Source organism: Wolbachia endosymbiont (group A) of Acrocera orbiculus, from assembly GCF_947250015.1.
Lineage (GTDB): Bacteria > Pseudomonadota > Alphaproteobacteria > Rickettsiales > Anaplasmataceae > Wolbachia > Wolbachia pipientis.
Genome location: NZ_OX366272.1, coordinates 640653 through 666349 on the forward strand (window position 1 = coordinate 640653; position 25697 = coordinate 666349).

Annotated in this window: 22 protein-coding genes, 1 tRNA gene and 4 pseudogenes; 14 read left to right on the forward strand and 13 right to left on the reverse strand. The window is 35.9% G+C overall.

Going from position 1 to position 25697, the window contains the following annotated elements:
* Window positions 1–3405 (forward strand): UvrD-helicase domain-containing protein, encoded by a 3405-nt coding sequence (locus tag OOL03_RS03240; protein ID WP_264707630.1) that lies wholly within the window; start codon window positions 1–3, stop codon window positions 3403–3405.
* A 268-nt stretch (window positions 3406–3673) separates the two neighbouring features.
* On the opposite strand, the gene OOL03_RS03245 is transcribed toward OOL03_RS03240, so the two are convergent.
* The 5 genes from OOL03_RS03245 to OOL03_RS03265 form a co-directional block, all read right to left on the reverse strand.
* A complete protein-coding gene (locus OOL03_RS03245) occupies window positions 3674–3964 on the reverse strand; it encodes a GIY-YIG nuclease family protein (protein WP_010082530.1) in 291 nt (96 codons plus the stop codon).
* Window positions 3965–4124: 160 nt separating this feature from the next.
* Entirely contained in the window at window positions 4125–4799 is a 675-nt protein-coding gene (gene radC, locus OOL03_RS03250) for a RadC family protein (protein WP_006280440.1), read from the reverse strand.
* Window positions 4774–5004, reverse strand: a complete 231-nt coding sequence (locus OOL03_RS03255; protein WP_041573522.1) for a hypothetical protein — start codon at window positions 5002–5004, stop codon at window positions 4774–4776. The genes radC and OOL03_RS03255 overlap by 26 nt, the downstream gene beginning before the upstream one ends.
* A 142-nt stretch (window positions 5005–5146) precedes the next feature.
* Entirely contained in the window at window positions 5147–5743 is a 597-nt protein-coding gene (locus tag OOL03_RS03260; protein ID WP_064124935.1) for an RDD family protein, read from the reverse strand.
* A gap of 24 nt (window positions 5744–5767) precedes the next feature.
* A tRNA-Leu gene (locus tag OOL03_RS03265) sits at window positions 5768–5850 on the reverse strand.
* A 114-nt stretch (window positions 5851–5964) separates the two neighbouring features.
* Between OOL03_RS03265 and OOL03_RS03270 the strand changes: the two genes are divergently transcribed.
* Window positions 5965–7416 (forward strand): replicative DNA helicase, encoded by a 1452-nt coding sequence (locus OOL03_RS03270; protein ID WP_264707631.1) that lies wholly within the window; start codon window positions 5965–5967, stop codon window positions 7414–7416.
* Window positions 7417–7531: 115 nt separating this feature from the next.
* A complete protein-coding gene (locus OOL03_RS03275) occupies window positions 7532–8752 on the forward strand; it encodes a hypothetical protein (protein ID WP_264707632.1) in 1221 nt (406 codons plus the stop codon).
* A gap of 33 nt (window positions 8753–8785) precedes the next feature.
* On the opposite strand, the gene metG is transcribed toward OOL03_RS03275, so the two are convergent.
* Window positions 8786–10423 carry a methionine--tRNA ligase gene (gene metG, locus OOL03_RS03280; RefSeq protein ID WP_038228048.1) on the reverse strand — a complete coding sequence of 546 codons (1638 nt, stop codon included), beginning with the start codon at window positions 10421–10423 and terminating at the stop codon, window positions 8786–8788.
* A 157-nt stretch (window positions 10424–10580) separates the two neighbouring features.
* Between metG and OOL03_RS03285 the strand changes: the two genes are divergently transcribed.
* Window positions 10581–11003: a TrbC/VirB2 family protein gene (locus tag OOL03_RS03285; RefSeq protein ID WP_233395601.1), complete on the forward strand. Its 423-nt coding sequence runs from the start codon at window positions 10581–10583 to the stop codon at window positions 11001–11003.
* Between the two features lie 11 nt (window positions 11004–11014).
* Here the strand turns inward: OOL03_RS03285 and ubiG are convergent, their stop codons facing one another.
* Window positions 11015–12190, reverse strand: coding sequence for a bifunctional 2-polyprenyl-6-hydroxyphenol methylase/3-demethylubiquinol 3-O-methyltransferase UbiG (gene ubiG, locus OOL03_RS03290; protein ID WP_015589098.1), 1176 nt, complete (start codon window positions 12188–12190; stop codon window positions 11015–11017).
* A 195-nt stretch (window positions 12191–12385) separates the two neighbouring features.
* Here ubiG and OOL03_RS06975 point away from each other — a divergent pair.
* The 5 genes and pseudogenes from OOL03_RS06975 to OOL03_RS03310 form a co-directional block, all read left to right on the forward strand.
* Window positions 12386–12475, forward strand: a pseudogene (locus tag OOL03_RS06975) (WPE palindromic element domain-containing protein); the annotation flags it as partial.
* 607 nt (window positions 12476–13082) lie between these two features.
* On the forward strand, window positions 13083–14831 hold the full coding sequence (dnaG, locus tag OOL03_RS03295; RefSeq protein WP_264707633.1) for a DNA primase: 1749 nt from the start codon (window positions 13083–13085) through the stop codon (window positions 14829–14831).
* Window positions 14832–15058: 227 nt separating this feature from the next.
* Window positions 15059–15700, forward strand: a complete 642-nt coding sequence (locus tag OOL03_RS03300) for a Fic family protein (protein WP_264707634.1) — start codon at window positions 15059–15061, stop codon at window positions 15698–15700.
* Window positions 15670–16140 carry a Fic family protein gene (locus OOL03_RS03305; protein WP_264707670.1) on the forward strand — a complete coding sequence of 157 codons (471 nt, stop codon included), beginning with the start codon at window positions 15670–15672 and terminating at the stop codon, window positions 16138–16140. The genes OOL03_RS03300 and OOL03_RS03305 overlap by 31 nt, the downstream gene beginning before the upstream one ends.
* 208 nt (window positions 16141–16348) lie before the next feature.
* Window positions 16349–17431: an efflux RND transporter periplasmic adaptor subunit gene (locus OOL03_RS03310; RefSeq protein WP_264707635.1), complete on the forward strand. Its 1083-nt coding sequence runs from the start codon at window positions 16349–16351 to the stop codon at window positions 17429–17431.
* A 57-nt stretch (window positions 17432–17488) separates the two neighbouring features.
* Here the strand turns inward: OOL03_RS03310 and OOL03_RS07155 are convergent.
* From OOL03_RS07155 to OOL03_RS03340, 4 genes and pseudogenes are all read right to left on the reverse strand, one after another.
* Window positions 17489–18582: pseudogene (locus tag OOL03_RS07155) on the reverse strand (IS3 family transposase).
* 287 nt (window positions 18583–18869) lie between these two features.
* The gene (locus OOL03_RS03330; RefSeq protein WP_264707637.1) at window positions 18870–19184 is read right to left on the reverse strand and encodes an FtsB family cell division protein; all 315 of its coding nucleotides are present in this window, start codon (window positions 19182–19184) and stop codon (window positions 18870–18872) included.
* 49 nt (window positions 19185–19233) lie between these two features.
* Complete coding sequence (ykgO, locus tag OOL03_RS03335) at window positions 19234–19362, reverse strand: type B 50S ribosomal protein L36 (RefSeq protein ID WP_006279631.1); 129 nt, start codon at window positions 19360–19362, stop codon at window positions 19234–19236.
* Between the two features lie 49 nt (window positions 19363–19411).
* Complete coding sequence (locus OOL03_RS03340; protein ID WP_065095172.1) at window positions 19412–20242, reverse strand: pyruvate, water dikinase regulatory protein; 831 nt, start codon at window positions 20240–20242, stop codon at window positions 19412–19414.
* Between the two features lie 150 nt (window positions 20243–20392).
* On the opposite strand from OOL03_RS03340, the gene ccmC reads away from it, so the two are divergent.
* Both ccmC and OOL03_RS03350 read left to right on the forward strand, forming a co-directional pair.
* Window positions 20393–21103: a heme ABC transporter permease CcmC gene (ccmC, locus tag OOL03_RS03345; protein WP_065095173.1), complete on the forward strand. Its 711-nt coding sequence runs from the start codon at window positions 20393–20395 to the stop codon at window positions 21101–21103.
* An 8-nt stretch (window positions 21104–21111) separates the two neighbouring features.
* On the forward strand, window positions 21112–21528 hold the full coding sequence (locus OOL03_RS03350; RefSeq protein WP_006279634.1) for a GNAT family N-acetyltransferase: 417 nt from the start codon (window positions 21112–21114) through the stop codon (window positions 21526–21528).
* 51 nt (window positions 21529–21579) lie between these two features.
* Here the strand turns inward: OOL03_RS03350 and OOL03_RS03355 are convergent.
* Window positions 21580–22155 (reverse strand): annotated as a pseudogene (locus tag OOL03_RS03355) (hypothetical protein); the annotation flags it as partial.
* Window positions 22156–22175: 20 nt separating this feature from the next.
* Window positions 22176–23035, reverse strand: a protein-coding gene (locus tag OOL03_RS03360; RefSeq protein WP_264707019.1) for an IS630 family transposase whose coding sequence is annotated in 2 segments (ribosomal slippage) — window positions 22176–22711 and window positions 22711–23035 — 861 coding nt in all. Because the reading frame shifts where the segments join, the coding sequence is not laid out codon by codon here.
* Window positions 23036–23096: 61 nt separating this feature from the next.
* On the opposite strand from OOL03_RS03360, the pseudogene OOL03_RS03365 reads away from it, so the two are divergent.
* The 3 genes and pseudogenes from OOL03_RS03365 to OOL03_RS03375 all read left to right on the forward strand — a co-directional run.
* Window positions 23097–24008 (forward strand): annotated as a pseudogene (locus tag OOL03_RS03365) (phage portal protein); the annotation flags it as partial.
* An 11-nt stretch (window positions 24009–24019) separates the two neighbouring features.
* Entirely contained in the window at window positions 24020–25087 is a 1068-nt protein-coding gene (locus OOL03_RS03370) for a S49 family peptidase (protein WP_264707639.1), read from the forward strand.
* Window positions 25088–25302: 215 nt separating this feature from the next.
* Window positions 25303–25674 carry a head decoration protein gene (locus tag OOL03_RS03375; RefSeq protein WP_264707640.1) on the forward strand — a complete coding sequence of 124 codons (372 nt, stop codon included), beginning with the start codon at window positions 25303–25305 and terminating at the stop codon, window positions 25672–25674.
* Window positions 25675–25697: the final 23 nt, after the last annotated feature.

The following is a 25697-nucleotide window of genomic DNA, read 5'->3' on the forward strand; positions in this document are numbered from 1 at the left end:
ATGAGATCAAATGCCATAAATCCTAATTTCTCTGTGTGGGTAAATGCGTCCGCTGGTACAGGCAAAACAAAAATCTTAATAGACAGAGTATTGAGACTTTTATTAGAAAACAAAAGAAATATTCTTTGCTTAACATTCACCAATGCTGCAGCAAACGAAATGGAGAATCGCATTCACAGCATACTCAGTAAGTGGGCAATATGTTCAGATAGTGTGTTGGCAGCAGATCTAGAACAACTAGATTTCTTTCCAATGTCATCCCAGTGCGTGACACTGGGATCCAGAAAAAATAAAGATTATTTAACAAAAGCAAGAAGGCTTTTCTCTGAACTGGAAAATCTTGGTCTAACTATACAAACCATACACGCTTTCTGTTACAAATTAATCTCCAGCTTTCCTATAGAAGCTGGCATTGCTCCAAATTGCACGCTGAGTGAATGTAAAGAATTACATTCCATCATATTCAATAAAGTGCTTCATAACGAAACTGTGCAGGATGATATCAACCTTATTGCAACTGAAATTGATGAAAATAAACTACGCGATTTGCTTTATACTTTATGTGTAAAAAGATCGATGTCAGCAAATGATTCGAAATATATCAAAGATAAATTGAGCGCCCCAGATGAAATTCATGACTTACAGAGTGAAACAATTGAGCACGTGGGAAGACTAGCCGAGATATTAAGTGAAGGCAGTAAAAGAGATCAGAGTTATAGTGAAATACTTTATTCTACTGTCATCCCAGCTGGGATCCAGAAAAAAAGAACCAGTGTCAGCTACTCGGATGACACCGGAATAAAGTGGAATGACACCAAAATAGAAAACCTAGCCAAGGTATTTCTCAAATCAGAATCGCACGAAAAAAAGAGCATATCATCCATTGCAACAAAAAGTATTTTGGAGAAATTCAAAGATGCAGAGCAAATAATAGAGAGCGTTCAGAATGTAGTATTTACCCATATAAGAGACATGAACTCTTATCAAATATTCAAGAGAACCAGTAGCTTACTTGGTGTATTTAAAGTATATGTTGATTTATATAATAGTGAAAAATCAAAAAATGCACTGCTTGACTACAATGATATAATTGACTTAGCAACAAATCTTCTCAGCGACCCAGATCATAAAGATTGGGTATTGTTTAACTTAGATCAAAAAATAGATCACATCCTTGTTGACGAGGCACAAGACAATAGCATCAGTCAGTGGAAAATTATAACAAATCTCTGCGATGAATTTTTTGCCGGTAATGATGAAAAGCGAACCTTATTTGTTGTTGGTGACGTAAAACAATCCATATACAGATTTCAAGGAGCAAATCCCCATCTATTCAACTATATGCAACAATACTTTCATACGAAAACTGGTGGTAGAGATTGGATATCATGCCAACTTGAAAAGTCATTTCGTTCAACTCCAGAAGTTTTGATGCTTGTAGATAGAATATTTAATAACTTCCGCGCAGAAATATCTTTTAATGATAATGAAATAAAACATGTTCCACATAGAGAAAATGACCAAGGATATATTGAAATTTGGCCAGCGTTACCAAGGCGCAAAGAGAAAGAACAGCAAGCTTTACAAATTCCTCTGACATGCAGGGAAAATTATATAATAGCAGACCGATTACTTGCTCAAACAATAGCCAACAGAATTCACAATTGGTTAAATGAAGGGCGAATTTTAGTCGCTAAAGATCGCCATATAGAGCCAAGAGACATTATGATTTTGGTGCGACAACGAAACGTGTTAGTTGATTACATAATAAGCGAACTTAAAAAAGCAAATGTGCCAGTTGTAGGCCGAGATTATTTTAGAATTATGGACTATATAGCCGTGCAGGACTTAATAGCTTTGGCCGAATTTTTACTCCTCCAGGCAAATGATCTAGCTCTTGCAAATGCTTTAAAATCACCGCTATTTAATTTCACCGAGGATGATTTATTTAACATTGCATACGACCGTAAAGAGCATTCACTATGGGAAAGAATTCAGGATTATTCTGTGGTTATCTATAGTAAATTAAACTATCTCATTAACTTATCTCGCACAGAATCCCCTCTCGCATTATTCACGCATATACTGCGCACAGGTAAGAAGAAATTTGCTGCAAGGCTAGGTCTTGAGTGCTTCGAGGTTCTAGACGAATTTATGAACCTTGTGTTGCAATTTGAGAACCCATCTCTTCAAGCGTTTGTTCAATGGATCAAGGAGAATAATCCGGAGATTAAGAATGATATGCAATCAGAACGCAATGCTGTGCGAATAATGACAATTCACAAATCAAAAGGTCTGCAAGCTCCCATAGTATTTTTGGTTGATACAAACACAGTGCCAAGAAACAGTGAAAGCATTATCTTTGATGGAACGGAAGCACCATTTTGGTGTGGAAAAAACAACAACGCTTATTGCGATCAAGTAAAAAGAGAGAAAAAACTAGAGGATTATAATGAATATTTGCGTTTATTATACGTAGCACTCACGCGTGCTGAAGATGAGTTATACATCTTAAGTAAAGAGCCAGTGCAAAAGGGCTCTTGGTATGATCTAATCACTAAGTATGGAGAACCATATAAAAAGAAACAAAGGGGTTTACGGCCAATATTTAAAGAAAAAGTTGAAGTATTATGCGTGAATGCAAACTACCCTTACATTTATAAAAAACGTGATTACTTTGACGTTCCGGTCATTTCCCTTCCACCAGCTTTAGCCCACTCTTCGGTGTCATCCCAGCGTCCTCCCCTGTCATCCCAGTGCTTGACACTGGGATCCAGTAAAAAAGAAGAAAAGCCAGCATCAGCTACTCACTCTTCGATGTCATTTCAGCACGTGACGCTGGAACCTGGAGAAAAAAAGCCAGTGTCAAGCACTGGGATGACAAATAGGGGTATTAGAATGACAGACAGGGGTATTGGAATGACAGATGAGAGTGCTGGAATGACAACAAGGAGCATTGGGATGACAGATGGTTATGCAAGAGGCCTGATTATTCACAGCATATTGCAGTATATGCCCAAGATAGAAAAAGAAAGGAGAAAAAATTGGGTCAGAAAATACCTTGATAACATCAGTGAAGATAAGGATGAAATTTACAGTAAAATATTAGCCTTTAATGAAAAATATGGCTATTTGTTTGACTTGGAAGGCAAATCAGAGATTACACTGAGTGGAACAATTGATGGCAAGTCAGTATTAGTACGACTAGATAGGCTATGCATAACGCAAGATAAAGCAATCATAATTGACTACAAATCACACCGTAACGTTTCTGTTTCCTTATTAAATGAAATAAAAAAACAGATGTTAATCTATAAAACCTTAGTACAAGAAATATATCCAAACAAGCAAGTAGAGTGCGTGGTTATTTGGGTGGAAGATTTAACCATTCAATCTGACTTTTAACGAAACTTGATTGCAAGAAATAGCTACTACGTCATACCACCGCGAACCGTCATACCGCCGCAGACCGTCATACCGCGATTCATTCGCGGTATCTCAGCTGCTAACACGTAGCGGAATGACGAATTACTTAACTGTCATACCACCGCAAACCGTCATACCGCCGCGGTATCTCAGCCACTAACAAGTAGCGGGATGACGAATTACTCAACCGTTATCCTGCTGCTCCTTTCTCGTCATCCCGCTACGTGTTAGCGGGATCTCAGCATAGCTATCTTAAAGCTAAGTAATATAAGTCAATCCAGCTAGGATTCTTTTGATTGATCAAATTAATTTTCCACTGCCTTGGCCATTCTTTCAGGCGCCTTTCTCTTGCAATAGCTAAACTTATATCTTCAAACTCTTCAAAATATACAAGTTTATTTACATTATATCTTGATGTAAAACCTGAAACAATTTTGTTTTTGTGTTCCCAAATCCTCTTGATCAAATTTGCAGTTACACCAATATATAATGTGCTATTAGCTTTATTTGTAAGTATATAGATATATGATAACTTCATCTTAATCGTTTATAGCTAAAGTAACTGAGGTTTACCAACATTATACTACACCATCATACCACAATAAAACTTACCGTCATGCCGCCGCAGATAGATCCCGCTAACACGTAGCGGAATGACGATTGTCGGTAAATCTAAGTTACTGTAGCTATAAAGGCTTTCACAACAACCTATTTTCCTTGAAACTAAAATAGCTACTGAATGTAATAATAATGTGATCTATTAATTCTATTCCTATACTTTGGCAAGCTTCTGCTAGTTGTCTAGTGAGAGATATATCGCTATTTGAAGGTTGTGTATCTCTGCTTGGATGATTGTGAGATATTACAATGGATGTTGAACCAATCAAAAGTGCGCGCTTGATGATCTCTCTGACATAAAGAGGAGTTTGATCTACTGTACCAATATTTTGCAGGTCTTCCGCTATTAGACGATACTTTTTATTCATATAGATGACGCGAAAATTTTCCTTATTGAGGCTTCCTATACTTATTCTTAAATAATCAAGCAATTTTTCCCAGTTATCGATTATAGGCAGGTCTTTTATTTCTTCTCTTGCAGAACGAACAAAGGCTTGTTTTACACAAAAGATGGCAGATATCGCTGCATTGCTGACACCATCAACGTTTTGCAGCGCTTCCAGGTCAGCATTAAAAACTTTATTCAAACTGCCAAAATTTTCTATCAAACTCTTTGCTATCGGCTTTACATCAATTCTACTGTATGCTGAATATAAAATGTGCTCTAAAACCTCATAATCAAGTAATGATTGTCCATTATCTAAAATAATTTTCTCCCTTAGGCGCTTTCTATGCCCCTTTTTGTAATTTTTCATCATCAATGAATTGCTTATCTCTTGTATAATAAGAAATTAGATTTTTAAGTAAAATATTTAATAAAGCGCATGACGCACAATTGTAAGAACATTCATTTTTAAAGACAGCAAATGGTGTCATGAAAGTAGCTGAGACACTGTCCTCCTTTGTCATCCGAGTAGCTGACACTGGTTCCTTTACGACGGCAGTGCCCAGAGGTGTCATCCCAGTGCGTGCACATAGTGCAAAAAATTAAAAATAAGACGCCAATACGTAATACTGTTGTCGTTTAATCTGCACAGATTGAAGATAAATGAATACCTTCAGTATCATGATAAAGGGGCTGGCGAAGGGTGTCAAGTAGTTTTTAGCTCTGCCTTCTAAGGCTTTTACTCGTGACAACCACTGTGCCTGCGATCTTATCGTGCCAAGTTTGACAGCGTTTGTTGAAATTTGACCATAAAAAGCCCAAGAATAATGGTGCAACTGACAATATAAAGGAAAAAAATCTCTTTGTTGCTTGTCTTAAAGTTATCTTTTCGAAAGTTTGTGCATCCACAACTCTAAGCCCAAGTAATAGTTTTCCAGGTGTAGCAGCAAACCTTACCCACATATATATTACATAGCAAAAGAGCATAATAAACTGGACTATTTGATTTAGGATTAGTAATTTTATAAGTCTACTCTGCGTTGTCTTTTCTTCCGCAGACAGTGGTGCTTGCATTGGGGATTTTGCAGCAATTTGACTTAATATTTTGCTATCCTCTGAGTTCATAAAGAGCTGATTTAAGGCTTGGCTGCAAAACTGCAAGAACAAAACGATAATAATTAAATCAAGCAATACTGATATATAGCGCCTGAGGCCCGTTACATAACATATCCCATTTTCATCTTTCTTTACCTTTTGAATAACATTTATAGAAGAAAAAATAGAAAATAAACGATCAAAAAATTTATGTAACATATATACACTTTCCAATATTTAACGTGCCCCTGGCCGGACTTGAACCAGCATGCTTTTGCAAGCAACAGATTTTGAGTCTGCCGTGTCTACCATTCCACCACAGGGGCATTAAGTTTTAATGCTATAGGCAACACGGAATTAGTCAAATTTTTTTGCCTTTACATCTTTCAAATGAGGACTAAATATTCTACAATAATCAACAGTTACTCTCAAAACTTAAAATGAATGAATTAGCTAGTCTCTTGGGTTCAAGAAGTGTAGACAAGGAAATATGTAAATTACCGCATAATCTAGAAGCTGAACAGATGCTTATTGGTGCAATGATTCGTGATAATAGAATCTGTGATGCAGTTGAAGACACAATTACAGCAGAAAATTTCTATGATCCACTGCATCAAAGTATTTTTACGCAAATATCTAAAACCAGGAAACACGGTATAGTTGCCAATGAACTGAGCCTCAAAATGTTTTTTGAGAACGACCAAGCGTTTACCGAATGTGGTGGGGTAGAGTACTTAGCAAAGCTTGCAGCGAAGGCAAGTATTGCGCTTGATATCTATAGTTTGACTAGAATAATCCGTGATACTTACTTAAGGAGATGTTTAATTAAGCTCGGGCAAGAAATAGTTGGTGATAGCTACAACTACGATATTGAAAATCCTGCACAGGCGCAAATTGAACAAGCAATGACAAAATTGTTCAATTTGGCAGTAAAAAAACAAGGTGAGAAAACATATATAAAACTTGCAAGTTCAATTAAAGATGTAGTTGAGAAGATCAGCACACTGAAAAATAATCCAGAAGCGCTAGGCGTTACAACCGGACTTCAAGATCTAAATCAGCTTCTTGGTGGTCTACAAAAATCTGATTTATTAATTTTAGCTGCAAGGCCTTCTATGGGTAAAACAGCATTGGCGCTAAACATCGCACTTAATGCTTGTAAGATGTTGCAAAAAAGAGCAGATAAGCAACACTATGTAGCGTTTTTCTCGCTTGAAATGTCAGCAGAGCAATTAACTGCAAGGCTGATCACTATAGATTCAGGGATTAGTTATTATAAGGCATTAACCGGGAGAATTAGTGATTTTGAATTGCATGAATTTATCAATACTAGTACAGAATTATCTGAACTGCCTTTCATCATAGATGACACCCCTGCGCTATCAATTAGTGCCCTTCGCACCAGAATACGCTTGCTGTATCAATTATATAATGTAGAAGTGGTATTCATTGATTATTTGCAGCTAATCAGAGGAACAACAAAAAGGAGTAATGAAAATAGAGTGCAAGAAATCTCGGAAGTGACGCAGGGTTTGAAAGCAATTGCAAAGGAGCTAAATATTCCCATTGTTGCACTATCTCAGCTCTCTCGTTCTGTTGAGCAGAGGGATGATAAAAAACCACAACTTTCTGATTTACGTGATTCAGGGAGCATAGAGCAAGACGCAGATATAGTAATGTTTCTCTATAGAGAAGAGTATTATGAACTAAGAAAACAGCCAAATGAAGGAAACAATAAACATCGGGAATGGCAAGAGAAAATGGAAAAAATTAGAAACATTGCAGAGCTCATTATTGCAAAGCAGAGAAATGGACCAATTGGCAGTGTGAAGCTATATTTTAACTCTAACAGAGGTGCATTTAAAGATTACACGGAAAGGCATAGTTCATAGCTTGGCAGCAATCTTCTTGTTCCCAAGTTTATCAATTATTTTTTTTTATGTAAAGATAGCTTGACAACTTCTTAAAAATCCTTTTATAATGGTATTATATTTTATAATACGTGAGATGATGAATAAAAACAATGTACCCTATTATATAGCTGGAACTCTGGCTACTTTCACTTTATTAGCATCTGGAGTGTTTGCTGCAGCTCCTTATATTGGTTTCTTAGCTCCAGTTGCAGCATTAAGTGTTGGCCTGCCATTTATTATTGGTTATGCTGTGTTTTCTGTTGTAACTATTGCACTTTCGTATAAAGCAATTAGTGAGAACAAAACAAATTCTGAGTTAAAAAATAAAATGAAAGCTCAAGAGCAAACAATTTCTGGGCAAAAAACTCAACTAGCTAAAAAAGAAGCGGAAGTAAAAGCTAAAGAGGAAGAAAATTCTAAGTTAAAAAATAAAGTAGAAGCTCAAGAGGAAGAAAATTCTAAGTTAAAAGATCAAGTACACACTCAAAAGCAGAAAAGTTCTGAGCAAAAAACTCAACTAGCTGAAAAAAATAAAAAGATAGAAGAAGACAAATTAAAAGTGGCAATTGCTGATGGCACTGTTCAGCTTGCAAAAGGAACAGTTAATAGCGCTGTTTGGTTTGCAAAAGAAGCAGTTAATGGTGTCTTGTATTCTGGCAAATATGCTTACGATAATTATGTGCCATCAACTGAGTCTACAAAAGGAACACTTAGTGGTATTGGAGGTGGCTTGAAAAATACTTATGATGCGTCAATTGCATCTGTAAGAGAAGCACTTAACAGCGTTGGAAGCAGCTTGTACAGTAGGATTTATGGTACTAAGGTTTCTAGTCCGGAAGAGCAGTTTAAGCGTGAAGATGGATCTAAACCTAGCATGCAAGAACTAACTCGTTTGGATTATTTAAATCTTGAGGTTCTTTCCAGTGAGCAAAAGCAACGAGCTAATAGTTTGGATTATTTAAGTATTGATAACGTTCCTAAGCAACCTGATCATTTAAATGTTGATGCTGCTAAAAGTTATTTAATGAGTCTTTCTGAGGATCAGGATGTATTTTATGATGCAGAATCTGGTGATGAAAAAGGTACTGAGATTTCTAGCCCAGAAAGTCAGCCAACTAAAGAAGAAAATGGTCAAGGCTGGGATGCATGGGCTAAGGCTAAGGTAGTTAAAATAGTGACCACTGGAATAGGACTCTGTGGTACTGCTGTTTTATATTATGCTGCACCATATATTCCTACAGTACTTAATGGAGTTGTAGCATCATCTATGGGCAACAGTGCGTCTGTAAACAATGGTACGTTCCCTAGTCAATAAATGTAATCCCATCCAGGAGAAATAGTTTTTACACTATTTCTCCTCTTTAGCATCAACCCTCAAAAAAACCGGCGTAGGTTTAGGCAATGTTATGCCTGAACTTACGCACGCGTCGCACAAAGATTTTAAATCTCGTTGTTCTTTCGGAATTTGCAGTTGATTTAGTATCATCTCTGCTGACTTGGGAACGATTGGCTGCAATAAAATGCCTATTATCCTGATATATTCCAGTAACTTGTAAATTACTAAATTCATGCGCTCTCTGTCAGTTTTGCTCAATGTCCAGGGTGCACTTTTGTCTATATAAGCGTTGGCTTCAGAAGAGATGTTGATAATTAGAAGTATGATATGGTTAAATTCATACTTTGATAGGTGATTCATCACTTGATCGAGTATAGCTTTGCAACCTGGAAGACTTTCTTCACCTTTAAGTAGGCTTTGATCGATTGTTGGTACAATTCCAGAACATTGCTTGTGTAAAAATGAAATTGTTCTTTGTACTAAATTGCCTATGTTGTTTGCCAGTTCTGAATTTATCCGGCTGATCATATTTTTCTTACTAAAGTTGCCATCTTGGCCGAAGCTTGCTTCCCTGAGGAGAAAATAGCGTAGCTGATCAACACCAAACTCTTGAGCGAGGCCAATTGGATCTATGACATTACCAAGGGACTTGGATATTTTCTCTCCCTCGTTCAACCACCAACCATGAACTGCAATTTGTTTTGGCAGTGGCAGGTCTGCTGCAAGGAGAATCGCTGGCCAATATACAGCATGAAAGCGCAATATGTCTTTACCGATTACATGAACGTTGAAAGAGTTGTCAGCTAGGTTTGCAGCGCTTGACACTGGAATCTGCGTTTTCCCTTGGTTTGGTGTCATTCCAGTGCTTGACACTGGAATCTGTGTTTCTGGTTCTGCCCAAAACCTCTTATATTCCTCACCTTCAGTACTAGGGAAACCTATTGATGTAAGATAATTGGTTAATGCATCTATCCAGACATAGATTACGTGTTTGTCATTACCTGGTACTTTTATTCCCCAGTTAAAACTAGTGCGAGAGATTGAGAGGTCAATGAGCCCTGATCTTACAAACGATATCACTTCATTTCTTCTGCTCTCAGGAAAGATAAAACTTGGCTGATTTTTATAGAGTTCCAGTAATTTTTCTTGCCAGTTTGATAAGCGAAAAAAGTAACTCTCTTCTTTTATCCACTGGACCTCAGCACCTGTTGGTGCTTTGCCATCTATCAGCTCTGACTCCTGATAAAATGCTTCATCACGAACTGAATACCAACCCGAATAGGAATCCAAATATATTTGCCCTCTCTCTTCAAGTCTATTCCATAAAGCTATAACTGCTTTTTTGTGACGTTCCTCCGTAGTGCGAATAAAATCGTCATACTCAAAATTCATGAACTTAGCCAATTCTTTAAATGAAACGCTCACTTCATCTGTAAATTCTTTTGGCTGCATTTCCTTTGCTTTAGCTGCTTTTTCTATTTTTTGTCCATGTTCATCTGTACCGGTGGTAAATTTGACATTTTTCCCAGCTAGTTTCATGAACCTTGCCACCACGTCACACAAGAGAGAAGTGTATGCATGACCAATATGCGGCTTATCGTTTACGTAATATACTGGCGTGGTGATGTAAAAGTTCTCGAATTGTTCCATGGTTTAGCATTTTGATAAAAATCAACTGAGTTAATTATAGTATTAAAAAGGCAGTAATAAATAAATATTGATTGGGTTAAGCATAATTTTTGAAAAAAGCTATTTACTGAAATTTTATTAAAATAAGAAACAATCAGGCATGATTATTGAAAGAACAATGAGAAATTTTCTTGTAATTCTATTTATAGTTTTCTATGCATTTGATGCACACGCTGATGGAGCAACAGATGTAATGTGTAATGTAATAGGTTACGTTCATGGAATAGGTGGACCAATGATTACAGTGGTAATAATTGGTTCAAGCTTACTTGCAATATTTGGCAGAATGCCTTGGCCTGCACTTTTCGCACTGGGTATGTTTGTTGCTGTGTTTTTTGGTGCTCCTCAAATTGTAACAAAGGTAACAGAAAAAGAAGTTTGTTGTCTTTTTAAAGGTCAAACCTTGGAGAATGGAAAGTGTGTTGCTGCTCCTGGATATGAACGTGTAGGTACAGGTTATGCTTGTCGTTCCGGTTGGGCGCTAACTAATAAAGGCTACTGTATAAAAGCTGGCCAAGATCCTTCAAAGTATTGGAAGTGAAAATGGTGCTTTTATAGAGTTAAATCTAACAAACCGCAGAGTATATAATTAACATCCACGCCTTTAGTTAGATTCCACTCACGCTTTATTACGTTGTACTCCATGCCAGCCATGTTTTGCAGCGTTACATTATTTTCTCTTAAGTGATTTGCAATTTCTGACGGCTTGAGAAATTTATTCCAGTTATGTGTACCTTTTGGCAGCCAATTTAATATGTACTCTGCACCAATTATTGCAAGACAAAAGGATTTAATAGTTCTATTTATTGTGGATATAAAGATTAACCCCTCCGGTTTTAGCAGTTCTATCGCTTTTTTCATGAAAAGCTCTAAATTATCCACATGTTCAACTACTTCCATCAGCAGAACCACGTCGTACTTCTTGTCATTGCTTAGCTCTTCAATGCTGGTGTGTATATATTCTATATTTAACCCTACTTTTTTTGCATGTGAATGCGCTACTTTTATGTTTTCTTCACATACATCTATTCCCACAACGTTAATGCCAACGCGTGCCATTGACTCTGACAAAATGCCACCACCGCATCCAACATCAAGCAATGATAATTCTTTCAAATTGCATTTTTTTAACTCTTTTATTTTCTCAATAATGTAAGATACTCTAACAGGATTCATCATGTGCAATGGTTTGAATTTGCCGTTCTCATCCCACCACTGGCCTGCCATTTTAGCGAATTTTGATATTTCATCTTCGTTATAAGTTTTTGTTTTTTTTTTCTTAGAGGTTATATTGCTGAGTTTATCAAGGCGTTTTTTATGTCTGCTTTCTTTTGAAAATTCTGTTTCGAGGAATTGTTTGACTATGTCTTTTGCTAATCCACTCGCAGTAAACCCTGCACCAAGACACAGTACATTTGCGTTGCCATGCTCGCGAGCTAATTTTGCGATCTCAACACTGTTACATAAAGCAGCGTAGATTCCTTCAAAACGATTTGCCACAGTACTCATGCCCAAACCTGTACCACAAATTAATATCCCATAATTTGCTTTTTTGCTTGTTATATCTTCTACAACTTTAACAGCATAGTTTGGGTAATCTACACACTTTTGCTTAGCAGTGCAGCCTTGATCTACTACTCTGTAACCTAGGGCTTCCAGGTAAGGTTTTATTTCTGATTTTAATTCATAACCAGCATGATCTGAGGCAATTGATACTATACCTAACATATAAGAAATAAGGACATTTTATATGGGTTTGAACTTTCTGTCAAGTCATTCAATGCTTCTGACCTTTTGGGAGTTCTAAAGCTATAGCTAAGGTTTTCCTACGTCATACCGCAATTCATTCCACAACTGTACGAACATTGTGATTTGAGAATAATCTCCGCCAGGAAGGGTGTCATCCCAGTGCTTTGGCACTGAGATCCAGAAAACTTAATTTTAAATAAGTACACCAGATAGCTGTATAATAAGAACTGGATTCCAGTGTCAAGCACTGGAATGACACCTTCTGTATAAATATTAAGAAATTTACCAAACGAAAAAAAAGGCAAAAGAAGCCCCGTGGTTGGCTAATTACTTACATTATACTTTCAAGTATGGCGTTTTTTTATTCTAAACACTTAATAACCGCGATTTAGCTGCTTTTAAGCTGCAACTACTCTAAATTATAAACGTTAAGAAATTTACTAAACAGAAAAAAAGGCAAAAGAAACCCTAGGGTAGCTAGTTATTCACTATCCATTTTTTAAGTTGGCGTTTTTTAATGTTTTAAATAGCGCGTTTCAGCTTGTGTAGGTAAAAACCTAGAAATATTGTGAAGACATAAGGTGCACATAGTGCAAAAAATTAAACATGAGACGCCAGATACGTTGAGTTTTTTTGTCATTTAATCTGTACAGAGAAGATAAATAAATAGCTTCAGTTTCATGATAAGGGCGCTGGCGAGGTTTGTCAAGGAAGTTTTTTGTTTCTGTGGGCTACCTGGATGACAGGATTGCTCTTGAATTTGTATAGCTACATTGTCGGTAAATCTAAATTGCTTTAGTTATAGAAATAAATTTCGAGTCAGATGTGTATAAATTCTATATAATTTTTATCCTACTACTAATTTAACAAGATGGATCATATAGATATTATAAAATCAAAATTATTATTATCTGACATAGTAGGTAAAAAAGTCAGGCTAATAAAAAGAGGAGATAGTTTTGTTGGGCTCTGTCCATTTCATAACGAAAAAACCCCATCTTTTTCGGTGAGCAATACTAAGGGGTTATATTACTGTTTTGGTTGCTTAGCTAGTGGTGATGCATTTGAATTTATTTCACAAACTGAAGGATTAAGCTTTAAAGAAGCATTGGAAAAATTAGCATCGGTTACAGGTGTTGAACTGCCCAAAAATCTTAGTATTACAAAAGAGAACAATAAACTATTTTTAGCGCTTGATTTAGCTGCAAATTGGTTTGCACAAAAAAATCAAAGTGTTGTAGATTATTTAAAGCAGCGTAAGATTTCACCTAAAATCATAGATAAATTTAAGATAGGTTATGCACCAAGCTCTGGTTTGAAAGAGTATTTAAACTCTTCAGGTATTGAAGACAAAATTTTAATTGATATTGGATTAGTAAACAAAAATTTTCATGATTATTTTTATGACCGGCTGATATTTCCTATACAGAGCATTGCAGGGAGAGTTATTGGTTTTGGCGGACGTGCGCTAAGTTCTGAGCAACAGCCGAAATATTTAAACAGTCCAGAGAGTCAGCTCTTCAAGAAGAGGGAGAATTTATACGGATTAAACTTTGCTTTAAGCGAAATACGTAAAAAACAGCACATACTCGTTGTTGAAGGATATATGGACGCTATAGCGCTACATCAAGCAGGAATTAGTAATGCAGTTGCTCCGCTTGGTACCGCAATTTCTGCAGAGCAGATAAAAAATCTATGGAGATTTGCTAAAGAAATCTCCATCTGTATGGATGGCGATAGTGCTGGACGTCATGCTGCTACTCGAGTTGCAGAACTTGCTCTGCCAATATTAGAGCCTGGATACACGTTAAAATTTGTGACTTTGCCGAGTAATAAAGATCCATACGATATATGTAACGAACTGGAATACAAGAAAGAAGACGTATTGATTGCGCTTGATCACTCAACAAAACTTCATTCTGAATATTTATGGCATCACATAATCGATAGCAATTTGCAAAATTATGAAAAACTTGCTCCGGAAAAATATTCAATTCTTGAGCACAAGTTCATGGAATATGTAAATACTATTAGCAACAGCAGTATTAGAAGGTATTACAGAGATTATTTTTACAATAAGGCTAGTGAACTAAGAAGTAGCTTCAAAAAACAGATTTTTAATAGTAAAACTAGAGCAACAAAAGGTGAGTATCTTCATAACAAATCTCCAGAGCTAATTGAAGCAGAGCAAAATCAGGCCGTAATTTTGCGTATAGCCGTAGAATTTCCTGAAATCTTGAACCGTCCTATATTTTTTGAGCAATTTTCTCATTTTGAATTTACTAATGAGATGAAAAGATTACAACAGCGTATAATTGATGTAATAAGTAACAAAAACAAACTCGATAAAGAGGCTTTGTTACAAGAATTGAAACAGTTTAACGTTATAAAGTATGTATTTGAAAAAACTAGTGTACTAAATAGCCAACTGAACGAGAGAAAATCTGCAGAAATTGTGTGGAATAATATAGTGTTACTAAAAGAATTAAATGCATTACGAAAAGAAAGAACCGAAGCGAGGCTGAGCGGTAATCTTGACTTAGAAGAAAGGTTGATAGAACAAATAGAGCAAATAGAAAGTAATATACAAGAAATGCAAATGGAGTTTATTGAAAAGTAGATATCGTCTCGTTAGTCAACAAGAAAATTACAAAATAAGACAATATTTTACATAAGATTGAAATTTTTAACTAATTAAGCCTTCCTCTAACAGCTTTGCCCTGTAGTTTTTGATATGGTTAGGATCACTTGAAAATGTATAATTTTTGTAGTTAGCTCTGCTGTGCATATAAAGCTTACTATTGACTTTTATCACATTATCTCACATAATATGCATGTGAGAAGAATATGAACTGGAAGAATTTTCGTCTTAGTACACGTCTCAACCTAGAAGGGCCTGTAATTGAGCAAGTGTACGAGTTAATTACTGCAGTTGATAGTGTTAAAAATAGCTGGCAGATAACGAAAAAACTACTACCACAAACAATTGAAAGATTAACTCATTCAGTTATTGTTACATCTTCTGGCGCTTCTAACCGTATTGAAGGAAATCGTCTAACCGATAAAGAAGTTGAGGATCTATATAAAAACCTACGTGTCAAAAAATTTAAAAATAGAGATGAGCAAGAAATTGCTGGCTACTTAGAAATGCTTACACTAATATTTCATGATTATACGGATATTCCAATTAGTGAGTCATCAATATTGCACATTAACAACCAGATGCTACTTTATAGTGAAAAAGATTTGTATCATAGAGGAAAATACAAAGCAAGTTCTAATAGAGTTGAGGCAAAAGATCAGAATGGAAAAGTTGTTAGTATAATTTTTGATCCCACACCACCTTACCTTGTTAGAAAGGAAGTACAAGAGCTTATTGATTGGTATCACTGGTCCTTAAATAATAAATTTAAGCATCCTCTTATTATTGTTGCTAACTTTGTTTTGAGTATCTGGCAATACACCCTTTTCAAGATGGGAATGGCATAACTAGTAGATTGATGACTAATTTAATGCTGTTGCAGCAGGGTTATGATTTTGTATCTATTGTATCACATGAAAAGATAATTGAAACTAACAAACTTGATTACTATTTAGCGCTTAATAAAACACAAAGTAGCTGGAAAAGTGGCAAAGAAGATATTTCCCCATGGTTAATATTTTTTCTTAATGTGCTCAAAACGCAAGCAAATGAGGCGCATTATATTCTTGAGAGGGAGAATACTGAATATTTATTATCAAGAAAACAATCGTTCTTCTGGGAATGGGCACTTAGCCTTGCAGATAAAGAATTTAGTAGAAAAGATGCTATAGAAGCTCTAGGATTTCCTCCAAGAACAGTAGAGGCAATTACAAAGAAACTGCTAGGGATGAAATACTTACAGCGTCTTGGAGAAGGCAAAGCCACTAGATATAAAGTTATTATTTAAAAGTTTTAGTATGTTTTTCGAGATTTTTTAAATCCAGTTTTATGCACAACTTTATTTGCAATTTTACATTTTTATTCGATTCAAAATTGCATTTTTGCAATAGAAAACTTACTTATTGTAGGAAAATCTTGTGTTTGTTCTCATATAAAATTATTTATGGAGTGACGATGGTGCATGTATTATACTTACATTTCTGATTCGAAAATTTATGCAGTTGTTTCTAACAAAATTAGTTAACAAATTCTATTGTTTAAAGATGAGAAATAAAGTAATCATCATTTCCAGTATTGCTTTTATTCTACTGTTTTTTATCAGCAGTGCATTTTTAAAAAAAGATCAGGCGGTTTATAGTGATAATGCAACTAGTAACTTTTCAGTAAAAACTCAAGAATGTGCGCCGCAAAACCGCACTATATATTTAAATTTTTCTGGTACAGTAAATCCCTTACATAGAGCTAGCCTTGTCTCAAAAATAAGTGGTAAGATTATTGCTATTTATTTACCTGATGGTGAAAAGGTAAAAAGAGATGATGTAGTGTTAAAGATAGAAGATTATGACAGGATTGAGCAAGCTCAGAAAGCCAAAGCTTTATTAAAGCAGCGTGAAATTGAGTATGATTCCTCTCACAAACTGAATAAAAAAGGCTATGGGGCACAAATACAAGTAGAAGCAGCTTTTACTGCGTTACAAAGTGCAAAAGCTGACCTAAAAAGGCTAGAATTGGATTTAGAAAATACTGCAGTCACATCTCCTATAGATGGTTATATTGATAAAATCAATGCAAACGAAGGGGATTTTGTTAATGCTGGGCAAAAAATAGCTGACGTGGTTAATTTCGATCAAATTCTTGTAGTGTTATACGTTTCGGAAAATGAAGTAAATAAAATAGAGCTAGGCAGCACAGCTCAAATTAATTTGCTGGACGGAAAAGAATTGGCAGGTGAAGTAAGTTTTATTAGTAAAATTGCTGAGCCTAAAACTGGGTCTTATAGGGTAGAAGTAAAGGTAACTAATAATAAAATGATATCCTTGCAGGGACTAACTGCCAACGTAAGGCTACCTTCAGGCGAAAGATTTGCATATAAAGTTCCTTCTTCAGCCCTGAGCTTAAGTGACGAAGGTGCTCTTGAAATAAAGATTGTTGATGATAATAATTATGTAGTATTTGCACCAATAGAAATTGTTGATCATGAGAGCGATGGGGTTTGGATAGTAGCAAATAACGAAGGTAAACCCATAAAGTTAATAGTATTGGGCCACCTATTTGTTAAGCCTGGTGATAAGGTTTAAGACATAAGATCCTTTGACCTTACCCAGAAAAAGTGGAGAGAAAGTGTGGAATGTTTTTTACAAAAAGAATGATGCATCAAATTGTTCTGGAATGCAATAGTTAATAGTGACGTTGTTTGTTATAAAAAATTTCTATATATTCAAATATAGCAGTTTTGATATGCTGTTTAGAGTGCCGAGAGGTGTCTATTGGTAACTCCCTTTTTAGAGAACTGAAGAAGCTTTCCACAACAGAATTGTCGTAACAACAACCTTTATGATTCATCTATGTTTTTTATGGATAAGAGATATTGATAACCTTGCAAAGTATATTGTGAACCTTGGTCACTGTGCAGCAGTAGATTTTTAACAGGTTTACGCCTATTAATGGCCATTAATAAAGAGTTCATAACCAATTGTTTATTTATTGCACTACTCATTAACTACCATACGTGAGAATTATTGCTGCCAAATATAGCCATCCCTCCTTGGTTTTGATGTAAGTAATCCCATACTTTATTTGGTTGATCAACAATAAAGTTTTGATCTAGTATATTGGGAGCTACAGCTCTATTATCTGTTTGTTGTTTTTTAATTTTAAACTTTCTTCTCAGTATAGCCCTGATGTCATTTTTCTGCATAATACTTTGCACCGTTTTCAAATTGCAACTTTTACCCAAAGCCTTTAATTCAGCATGAATTTTAGGAGCTCCATATCTACATTTAGAAGCTTGATATATTTTTTGAATATCTGCTAATAACTCTTTATTTGCTGATTCTCTACTGCTTATTTTCCTTGTAGTCCACTTATAGTAGCCACTAGCAGAAAATCCTACATAATTCCTGCACTTTATAGTGTTTACTATGCTCTTTTATGAAAAAATATTTTACTCTTTTTGACTGGCCGGGCTTTTTTTTAAATGTCTCTTTCCCTTGTTACTCTTGCTTTGTAAATCAAACCTCTCTTTGTCGTAAGGAGCCATGTTACCTCTACCTGGAAATGCATCTGCTGCCGACTTTTTTTCGTTGTGTTTCTTTATCCATTTTCCTAATAAACCACCCTTTATTCCTAAATCCTTTGCTGTTTTTGTAATTGTTTGACCTGCCTTTCTTTGTTCATTTGCCAGTTTAACAGCTTCCAATTTGAATTCTGCTGTATATTCTCTTACCATTTCTAATCCTCCAAAATTTTATTTTACCCAAAAAAACTCTTTTCTTTCTCTCCACTTTTTCTGGGTAAGGTCATGCAGCTTTTGGGTAATTTAATGGTAAAAATTTTAGAGAGAAATTTTATACACAATCTCTGACATTTTTCCTTAAGTTGACGCCATTGTCTGTTCAGCTAAGCGGTGTGAGAGACAATATAGCTAAACTGACTTAGATTTACCGACAATTTGAAAAACCGTCATCCCGCTACGTGTTAGCGCCGCGGCGGTATGACGTAGGGAGATCTCTACTGCTATTCCACGTCAAGAACAACCATAAGTTCATTAGGGTTCACATAACCTAAAGCATTTTTTGCTTGCTCATCAAGCAGATCTAAATCTAAGCTTTTTTCATATAAGCCAAATACTTTGTTGTCCAACTTTTCCTTTTCAGAAGAGACACCCTTTAGCAAAAGTTTATTGTACTCGATTTCTTTTTTTAAATCGATTAACGTCAATAAGCCACGTTTACCTGTAATTGTGCTAATGCTGAAATATAATGTAAGGGAAGAAATGAGTAAGGCTGCGCTTAAACACAGTAACTTTTGCTTCTTTTTAGATATAAGCACCGTACTTTCACATATAAAAAATATATAACATGAAAAGGTGAACAAAAAGCTAAGAACCTTGACGCGCTTTACACCTTGGCTTTACCTTATTTATAATGTAAATCTTACCACCCCTTTTCACAACTTTACAATTTTTATCTCTGTTACGATGAGATTTTAGCGACCCTTTGACTTTCATATCTATAGTAAGAATTAAATTACTTTACATTATAATCACTTATCAAGAGTTAGTCAATTGATAACATTTTATTAAAATATTGTATAATTGTTGCTGATACTTCTTCGATCGACTTTTGCGTGACATCGATAATTGGCCAGTTATTCTGTTTAAAGAGCTCCTCTGCTTCTTTAATTTCCTTTTCTACTTTCTCAGGGTTAGCATATATATTATTATCTTCGTTGTTAATTGAAGTAAGTCTATTTTTGCGTATTTCTATTAGCCTACTTACGTCTATTGTTACCCCTATCGTTAGTTTATTTTTTAATTTTGCCAAGTCAACATAAAAGGGTACTCCACTAACAAAAGGAATATTTGCAACTTTATAGCCTCGGTAAGCTAAATACGTACTGGTGGGAGATTTTGATGTACGTGAAACTCCAACCAAAATTATATCTGCTTTATCAATATCTTGAATATTTTGTCCATCATCATGATTAATAGTGTAGTTTATTGCCTCAATGCGCTGAAAATATTCGTTATTTATCTCAGTATGCAAGTCAAGCTTTTCGTCTTTTTCAATTTCAAGATAGGACGAAATTTCTCTAATAATATGTGATAATATTGCTCTATAGGGAATTTTCAACTTTATACAGTTATCTTTTAAATATTTTCTTAGCTCATCATCAGTAATAGTGCATATAACAAAATTATGCTCATCACTTTTCCTATTAATTTCCTCCAGAATTTTGTCAATCTGCTCCTCTTTTTTCACAAAAGACCAAACATATTCGATCGTTTCTATAGAACGAAAGTGTTTCAGAGCTGATTTTGCAACTGATATAACAGTTTCACCACTTGAATCTGATACTAAGTGTAGATTAAGCTTTTTAATGGTCATGTTTTATATAGTGTTATACTAAAAATAATGGCTAGCAATCTGCTACTGAAATTATGCTAATTTGTTGACCTACGTAAATATAGAAAAACTATCCTGTTGATAAAACTCAAACTAATTGGTAAATTCTTAACACAATTATTCTCAAAACGAATGTTTTTATTAAAGCCTACAAATTTCTCTTATTTTTCTAAGAAAGCTCTACCTTGGCTTGGGGTTATTTGTTTCGCATGTTTTTTAATTGGAATGTCTTTGGCGTTATTCTTCTCTCCAGAAGATTATAAACAAGGAGAAATTGTACGAATTATGTACATTCATGTGCCTTCTGCATGGCTTGCTCTTGGAATATATGGATTAATTGCATCACTCAGTTTCATTTCATTGGTATGGAACAATAGCATTGCTAGTGTCTTGGCACATGCTGCTGCTCCTGCAGGGACAGTCTTTTCGGCAATATGTTTAATCACAGGCAGCATCTGGGGAAAAGGAACCTGGGGCACTTGGTGGGTATGGGATGCAAGACTTACTTCAATGCTGATTTTACTTTTCCTATATGTTGGCTACCTTTCATTGTGGAGCGCTTTTGATAATGAAGCGAGGGCAGAAAAATCAGCAGCAGTATTTGCCATCTTTAGTGCTATAAATATTCCTATAGTAAAATTTTCCGTGAATTTATGGTCCACTCTCCATCAGCCAGCAAGCATTTTGAGAAAAGGTGGAATAGCAATAGAAAGTTCCCTGCTGTTGCCACTGGTTGCAATGTTTATGTTTTGTGCCACATTTTTTTTAGTAGTGTGGATACTGTATTCACTTTACTTAATTAATTTATATAAGATAAAGAGAGAAATCAGTATGCGGTATTAGGCCGAGAGATGAAAATAGAACACACCACATCACCAAGTAGCAAAGACATTGAATTCCTACTCAAAAAGATTAATGAAGAAACCGTTGATAAAGGTACGTGTAACCCATTTGCTTTTTTTATTCGCGATGATACTGAACAAATTATTGCAGGTTGTAGCGGTTTTGTTATCTATGGTTCAATTTACACTGACTTGCTTTGGGTACATTCTGATTATAGAAGAAAAGGTATGGGAAAGCAGCTAATGGAAGAAGTTCATGATTATGGTCGTGAGATGCACTGTAAAATAGCAACCGTTGCAACCATGAATTTTCAAAAAGCGAAAGTATTTTATGAAAAGCTTGGGTATAAGTGTGATCTTGTACGTCCAGGGTATGTTAACATGTATATTTTTGAAGAAAGTGTTGTGAGATGCACTGTAAAATAGCAACCGTTGTAACCATGAACTCTAAAATATTTAAAGAGCCTACTAATATCTTTAAGGTAAATGTTCATGTGATTCCGCAGAATAATTCTGTTTTTTGATTCTATCTGTCCATTTATCATTTTCTATATCTTGTTTGTTGGTTGCTTTTTTTTCTTGCTCAACAATTGCCTTATCTATCTCCTTATGAATTGCATCAATTGCATTAATCGCACCTCCTTTTTTGTATACTTCGCTTTTCCCTTCAATAATTAACTTAATAAAAGTATTTACAACAGACTGCACTTGATTATGATTAACCTGACCTTTTATCAAAGAAGGTAAAGAGCCTAATTCCATCAATACTTCTGGTGCTGTTTTATCTTGAGTGGAAAGTCCTAAATTATCTGCTACTTTACTTATTAATAACTCTCTGTGTTCTTTATTATCTTCCAATTTAGCATAATCACTCAATAGATCTATAACGGTAGATACTCTGACTTCAACAATATCATCAACATCTTCATCTTCTAGAGCAACTCCTGACCCCAATAACCTCTCTCTGAGATTTTCGCTTAAAAGATTGATAAATTCTTCATTTGCATCTGATCCTGTGGTTGATATTGTACCATCTAAATAGTTATAGCATTTCTCATAATAGTCCAAACAGGTCATAGGAAGGCAGAATCAACAGCACGAAGAAAGGATTCGAATAGAGGAATGTTTTTCCTGGCTCTGTTTTTTATAGCAAACCAATGATGCTCAATTTTGTTGAAATCTGGAGAATAAGGCGGCAGATACAAAATTTCTGCACCAACCCCTTTAGCAAGCTCGATAATCTTATCAGACTTATGAAAAGTAGCATTGTCAAGAATGACAGTCTGTCCAGGTTCCAAGATCGGTGTCAAAAATTGCTCAAACCATCCATTAAAAACATCCATATTACAGTGGCCTTCAAAGGTTAACGGAACAACTATCTTTCTTCCACTTAAGGCTGCAACCATACTGATTCGTTGAGTTTTCTTTCCAGATTTTAAGGCATAAAACCGCCGTCCTTTCTGGCAATATCCGTAGGGGTAGTCTTCGGTGTTATCAATGCCAGACTCATCTATATACACTAAGTTTTTAGGTTCTTTTGTCGCTATAATTTTCAAAAATTCAGCACGTTTTTCTTCGTTTCTTTCCTTGTATCCATATGTCTTTTTTTGCGCGTAAATCCAATTTTTTTAAGGGCTCGATAGATCGTTTGGATACTAACGTTGTTCCAAAGTTTAGCCATTTCCGATAGAGTCTTTCCTCCGTGTTCTCTGGCAAATTTGGCAAAGGTATCCCAGTCGGTAATTTTGTGATTGTAACCCCCATTTCCAAGTTTTTTTGATTGAAAGTCTCCTGTTTCTTTTCTTCTTTGCTGCCACTCCCATAAAGTAGTTCGTCCAATCTTAAATCTTGCTGCCACTGTTTCTCTGCTTTCTCCTTCGTCTAGCGCTTCCATTGCTTTTTTTCTTAAATCATAACTATATGCTGCTGGCATTCAACCTCCTTATCATCATCTATCCTTATCCTATCACATCCGGACTTTTATCGAAAGAGCTATAATAAGAAACGGCATTGAATTTAACCGACTTGGGCAAAGAGAAGCATATTACCTATTTAGAGAACATCCAGGTGAAGGCTCGTTTGGCGAATCAGTAAGAGTGCCAGCAAACGATGTTTTACATATCTATAGACCACTAAGACCTGGGCAGATTCGAGGAGTACCATGGTTGTCCAGTGTACTGTTAAAGCTCTATGAACTTGATCAATACGATGATGCGGAATTAGTCAGAAAAAAGACTGCTGCAATGTTTGCTGGGTTTATTACCAGACTCGATCCAGAAGCAAATATTTTAGGAGAAGGTGAAGCAAATGAGCATGGAGTAGCATTATCTGGTTTAGAACCTGGGACTATGCAATTACTTGATCCCGGAGAAGATATCAAGTTCTCGGAACCATCAGATGTTGGAGGAAGTTACGAAGCATTCATGAAACAGCAGCTTAGAGCAATAGCAGTAGGCATGGGAATAACTTACGAGCAGCTAACAGGAGATCTAAGTGGTGTCAATTATTCATCAATCCGAGCAGGATTAATAGAGTTTCGTAGGAGGTGCGGAATGTTACAGCATAACATAATGGTATTTCAATTTTGCCGTCCAGTATGGGATAGGTGGTTAGAATTAGCAATACTATCTGGAGAACTGGACATAGGTGAAAATTGGGCAAAAGGAACAGCAAAAGAGGTAAAATGGATACCGCAAGGGTGTGCTTACGTAGATCCACTGAAAGACCAGCAAGCACAGCAAATGGCGGTAAGAAATGGGTTTAAAAGTAGGTCAGAGGTGGTTTCAGAGCTAGGTTACGATATAGAAGAAATAGACCAGGAAATTGCTGAGGATCAAAGACGTGCAAGTGAACTGGGCTTAAGTTTTGACTCTGATGTACAAAGTAGTTTTGCGGAAATGACATGAAACAACAAGCAATGTGGCTGAACAGACCGGTAATGATGGAGCAAAGAAGTTTTGATCTATTGTCATTACATGCAGCAAAACACCCTACGTTTAAAAACATAAAACACACTGCAGAAAACAACGTAGAAAAAATAGCAATAATACCGATACATGGAATTTTGACCAAGAAACCAGGAGCTTTTGATGATATGTTGGGAATGACATCATATGAGAAGATACGTGAAGAGATAGAAAAAGCTTTAATAGATGAAGAAGTAGAAACAATAATTTTGGACATAGACAGCCCCGGAGGAGAAGTAAACGGTTTATTCGACCTTGCTGACTTTATTTACGAAGCAAGGACAAAAAAGAGGATTGTGGCAATAGCAAATGATGATGCGTATTCTGCGGCATATGCGATAGCGTCAAGTGCTGAAAAAGTATTGGTAACGAGGACTTCAGGAGTTGGAAGCATAGGAGTAATAGCAAGTCATATAGACCAAAGTGGGTTTGATGAAAAACAGGGGATAAAATATACCACAGTATTTGCTGGGAATCGAAAAAACGATTTAAATCCGCATGAGCCAATAACATCAGAAAGTGTGGAAAGCTTGCAAGAGGAAGTAGACCGCCTATATGAGATGTTTGTCCAGCTTATAGCACGAAACAGAAATTTGTCCACGGAAAGAATCAAATCAACGGAAGCAGGGCTATATTTTGGTGAGAAAGCAATAGAGATTGGACTTGCTGATGAAGTAATAACATATTCTGAATTTATTAATAATCATAGGAGTTTTAGTATGACAAAAGAACAAACCATAAATACTAATGAGTTAATTGAGGAAGCAAAACATGTAGGCTACGAGAACTGTCGTAGAGAAATTTTAGAGGTGATAAGATTATGTAATTTATCAAAGATGCCAGAGAAAATAGGAGAATTTATCGAGCAGAATGTAAATGCCAAACAAGCCCAAGAGATATTGATGTCGATACTAGCAGAGAGAACAAAGAAGACAGAGATACTGAGTACAATACCGCAAAATACACCAGAAGACTTGATGATGCAGGTAGCAAGAACTCGAGCGCAATCTGGCATTTGAGAAATTTAGGTATCAGCAATTACAAACGCCGCGGTAAATAAGTGACCAAAGTCCGCCAGAATAGGCAATTACAGGATGGCATATCTTTTACCGCGGCGTATAACAGCTACAAACACAGCGGTAAACAAGTAGCCAAAAATTATAAGCAATCTATCTTTTACCGCCGCGTATCAAACATGGCGGTAAAACTAAAGGGAAAAAAAGGAGAAAAATTTATGAGTTGTATAACCGAACAAAATAACCTTGGTGACCTATTAAAGTATGAGGCATCAAATCTATATTCAAGAGACCAAATAACAGTAGCAAAGGGGCAGAACCTTAAACTTGGTACAGTTGTTGGGTGTGATACTAAAGACGGTCTAATTAAGTCCTTAAATCCAACAGCTACAGACGGCACGCAAACAGCAATAGGTGTAATAACAAGTGATGTAAATGCAACGGAAACCACCAAAGCAGTAATCATTACACGTATTGCGATGCTAGCGGATCATGCAGTGGTGTGGCCAGCAAATATAACAGAAGAGCAGAAAGCTGCAGCAATAAAGCAACTTGACGCACGGGGTATCATCATCCGCAAAGGTGTCTAAACTTCAACTCAACTCAACTTAAA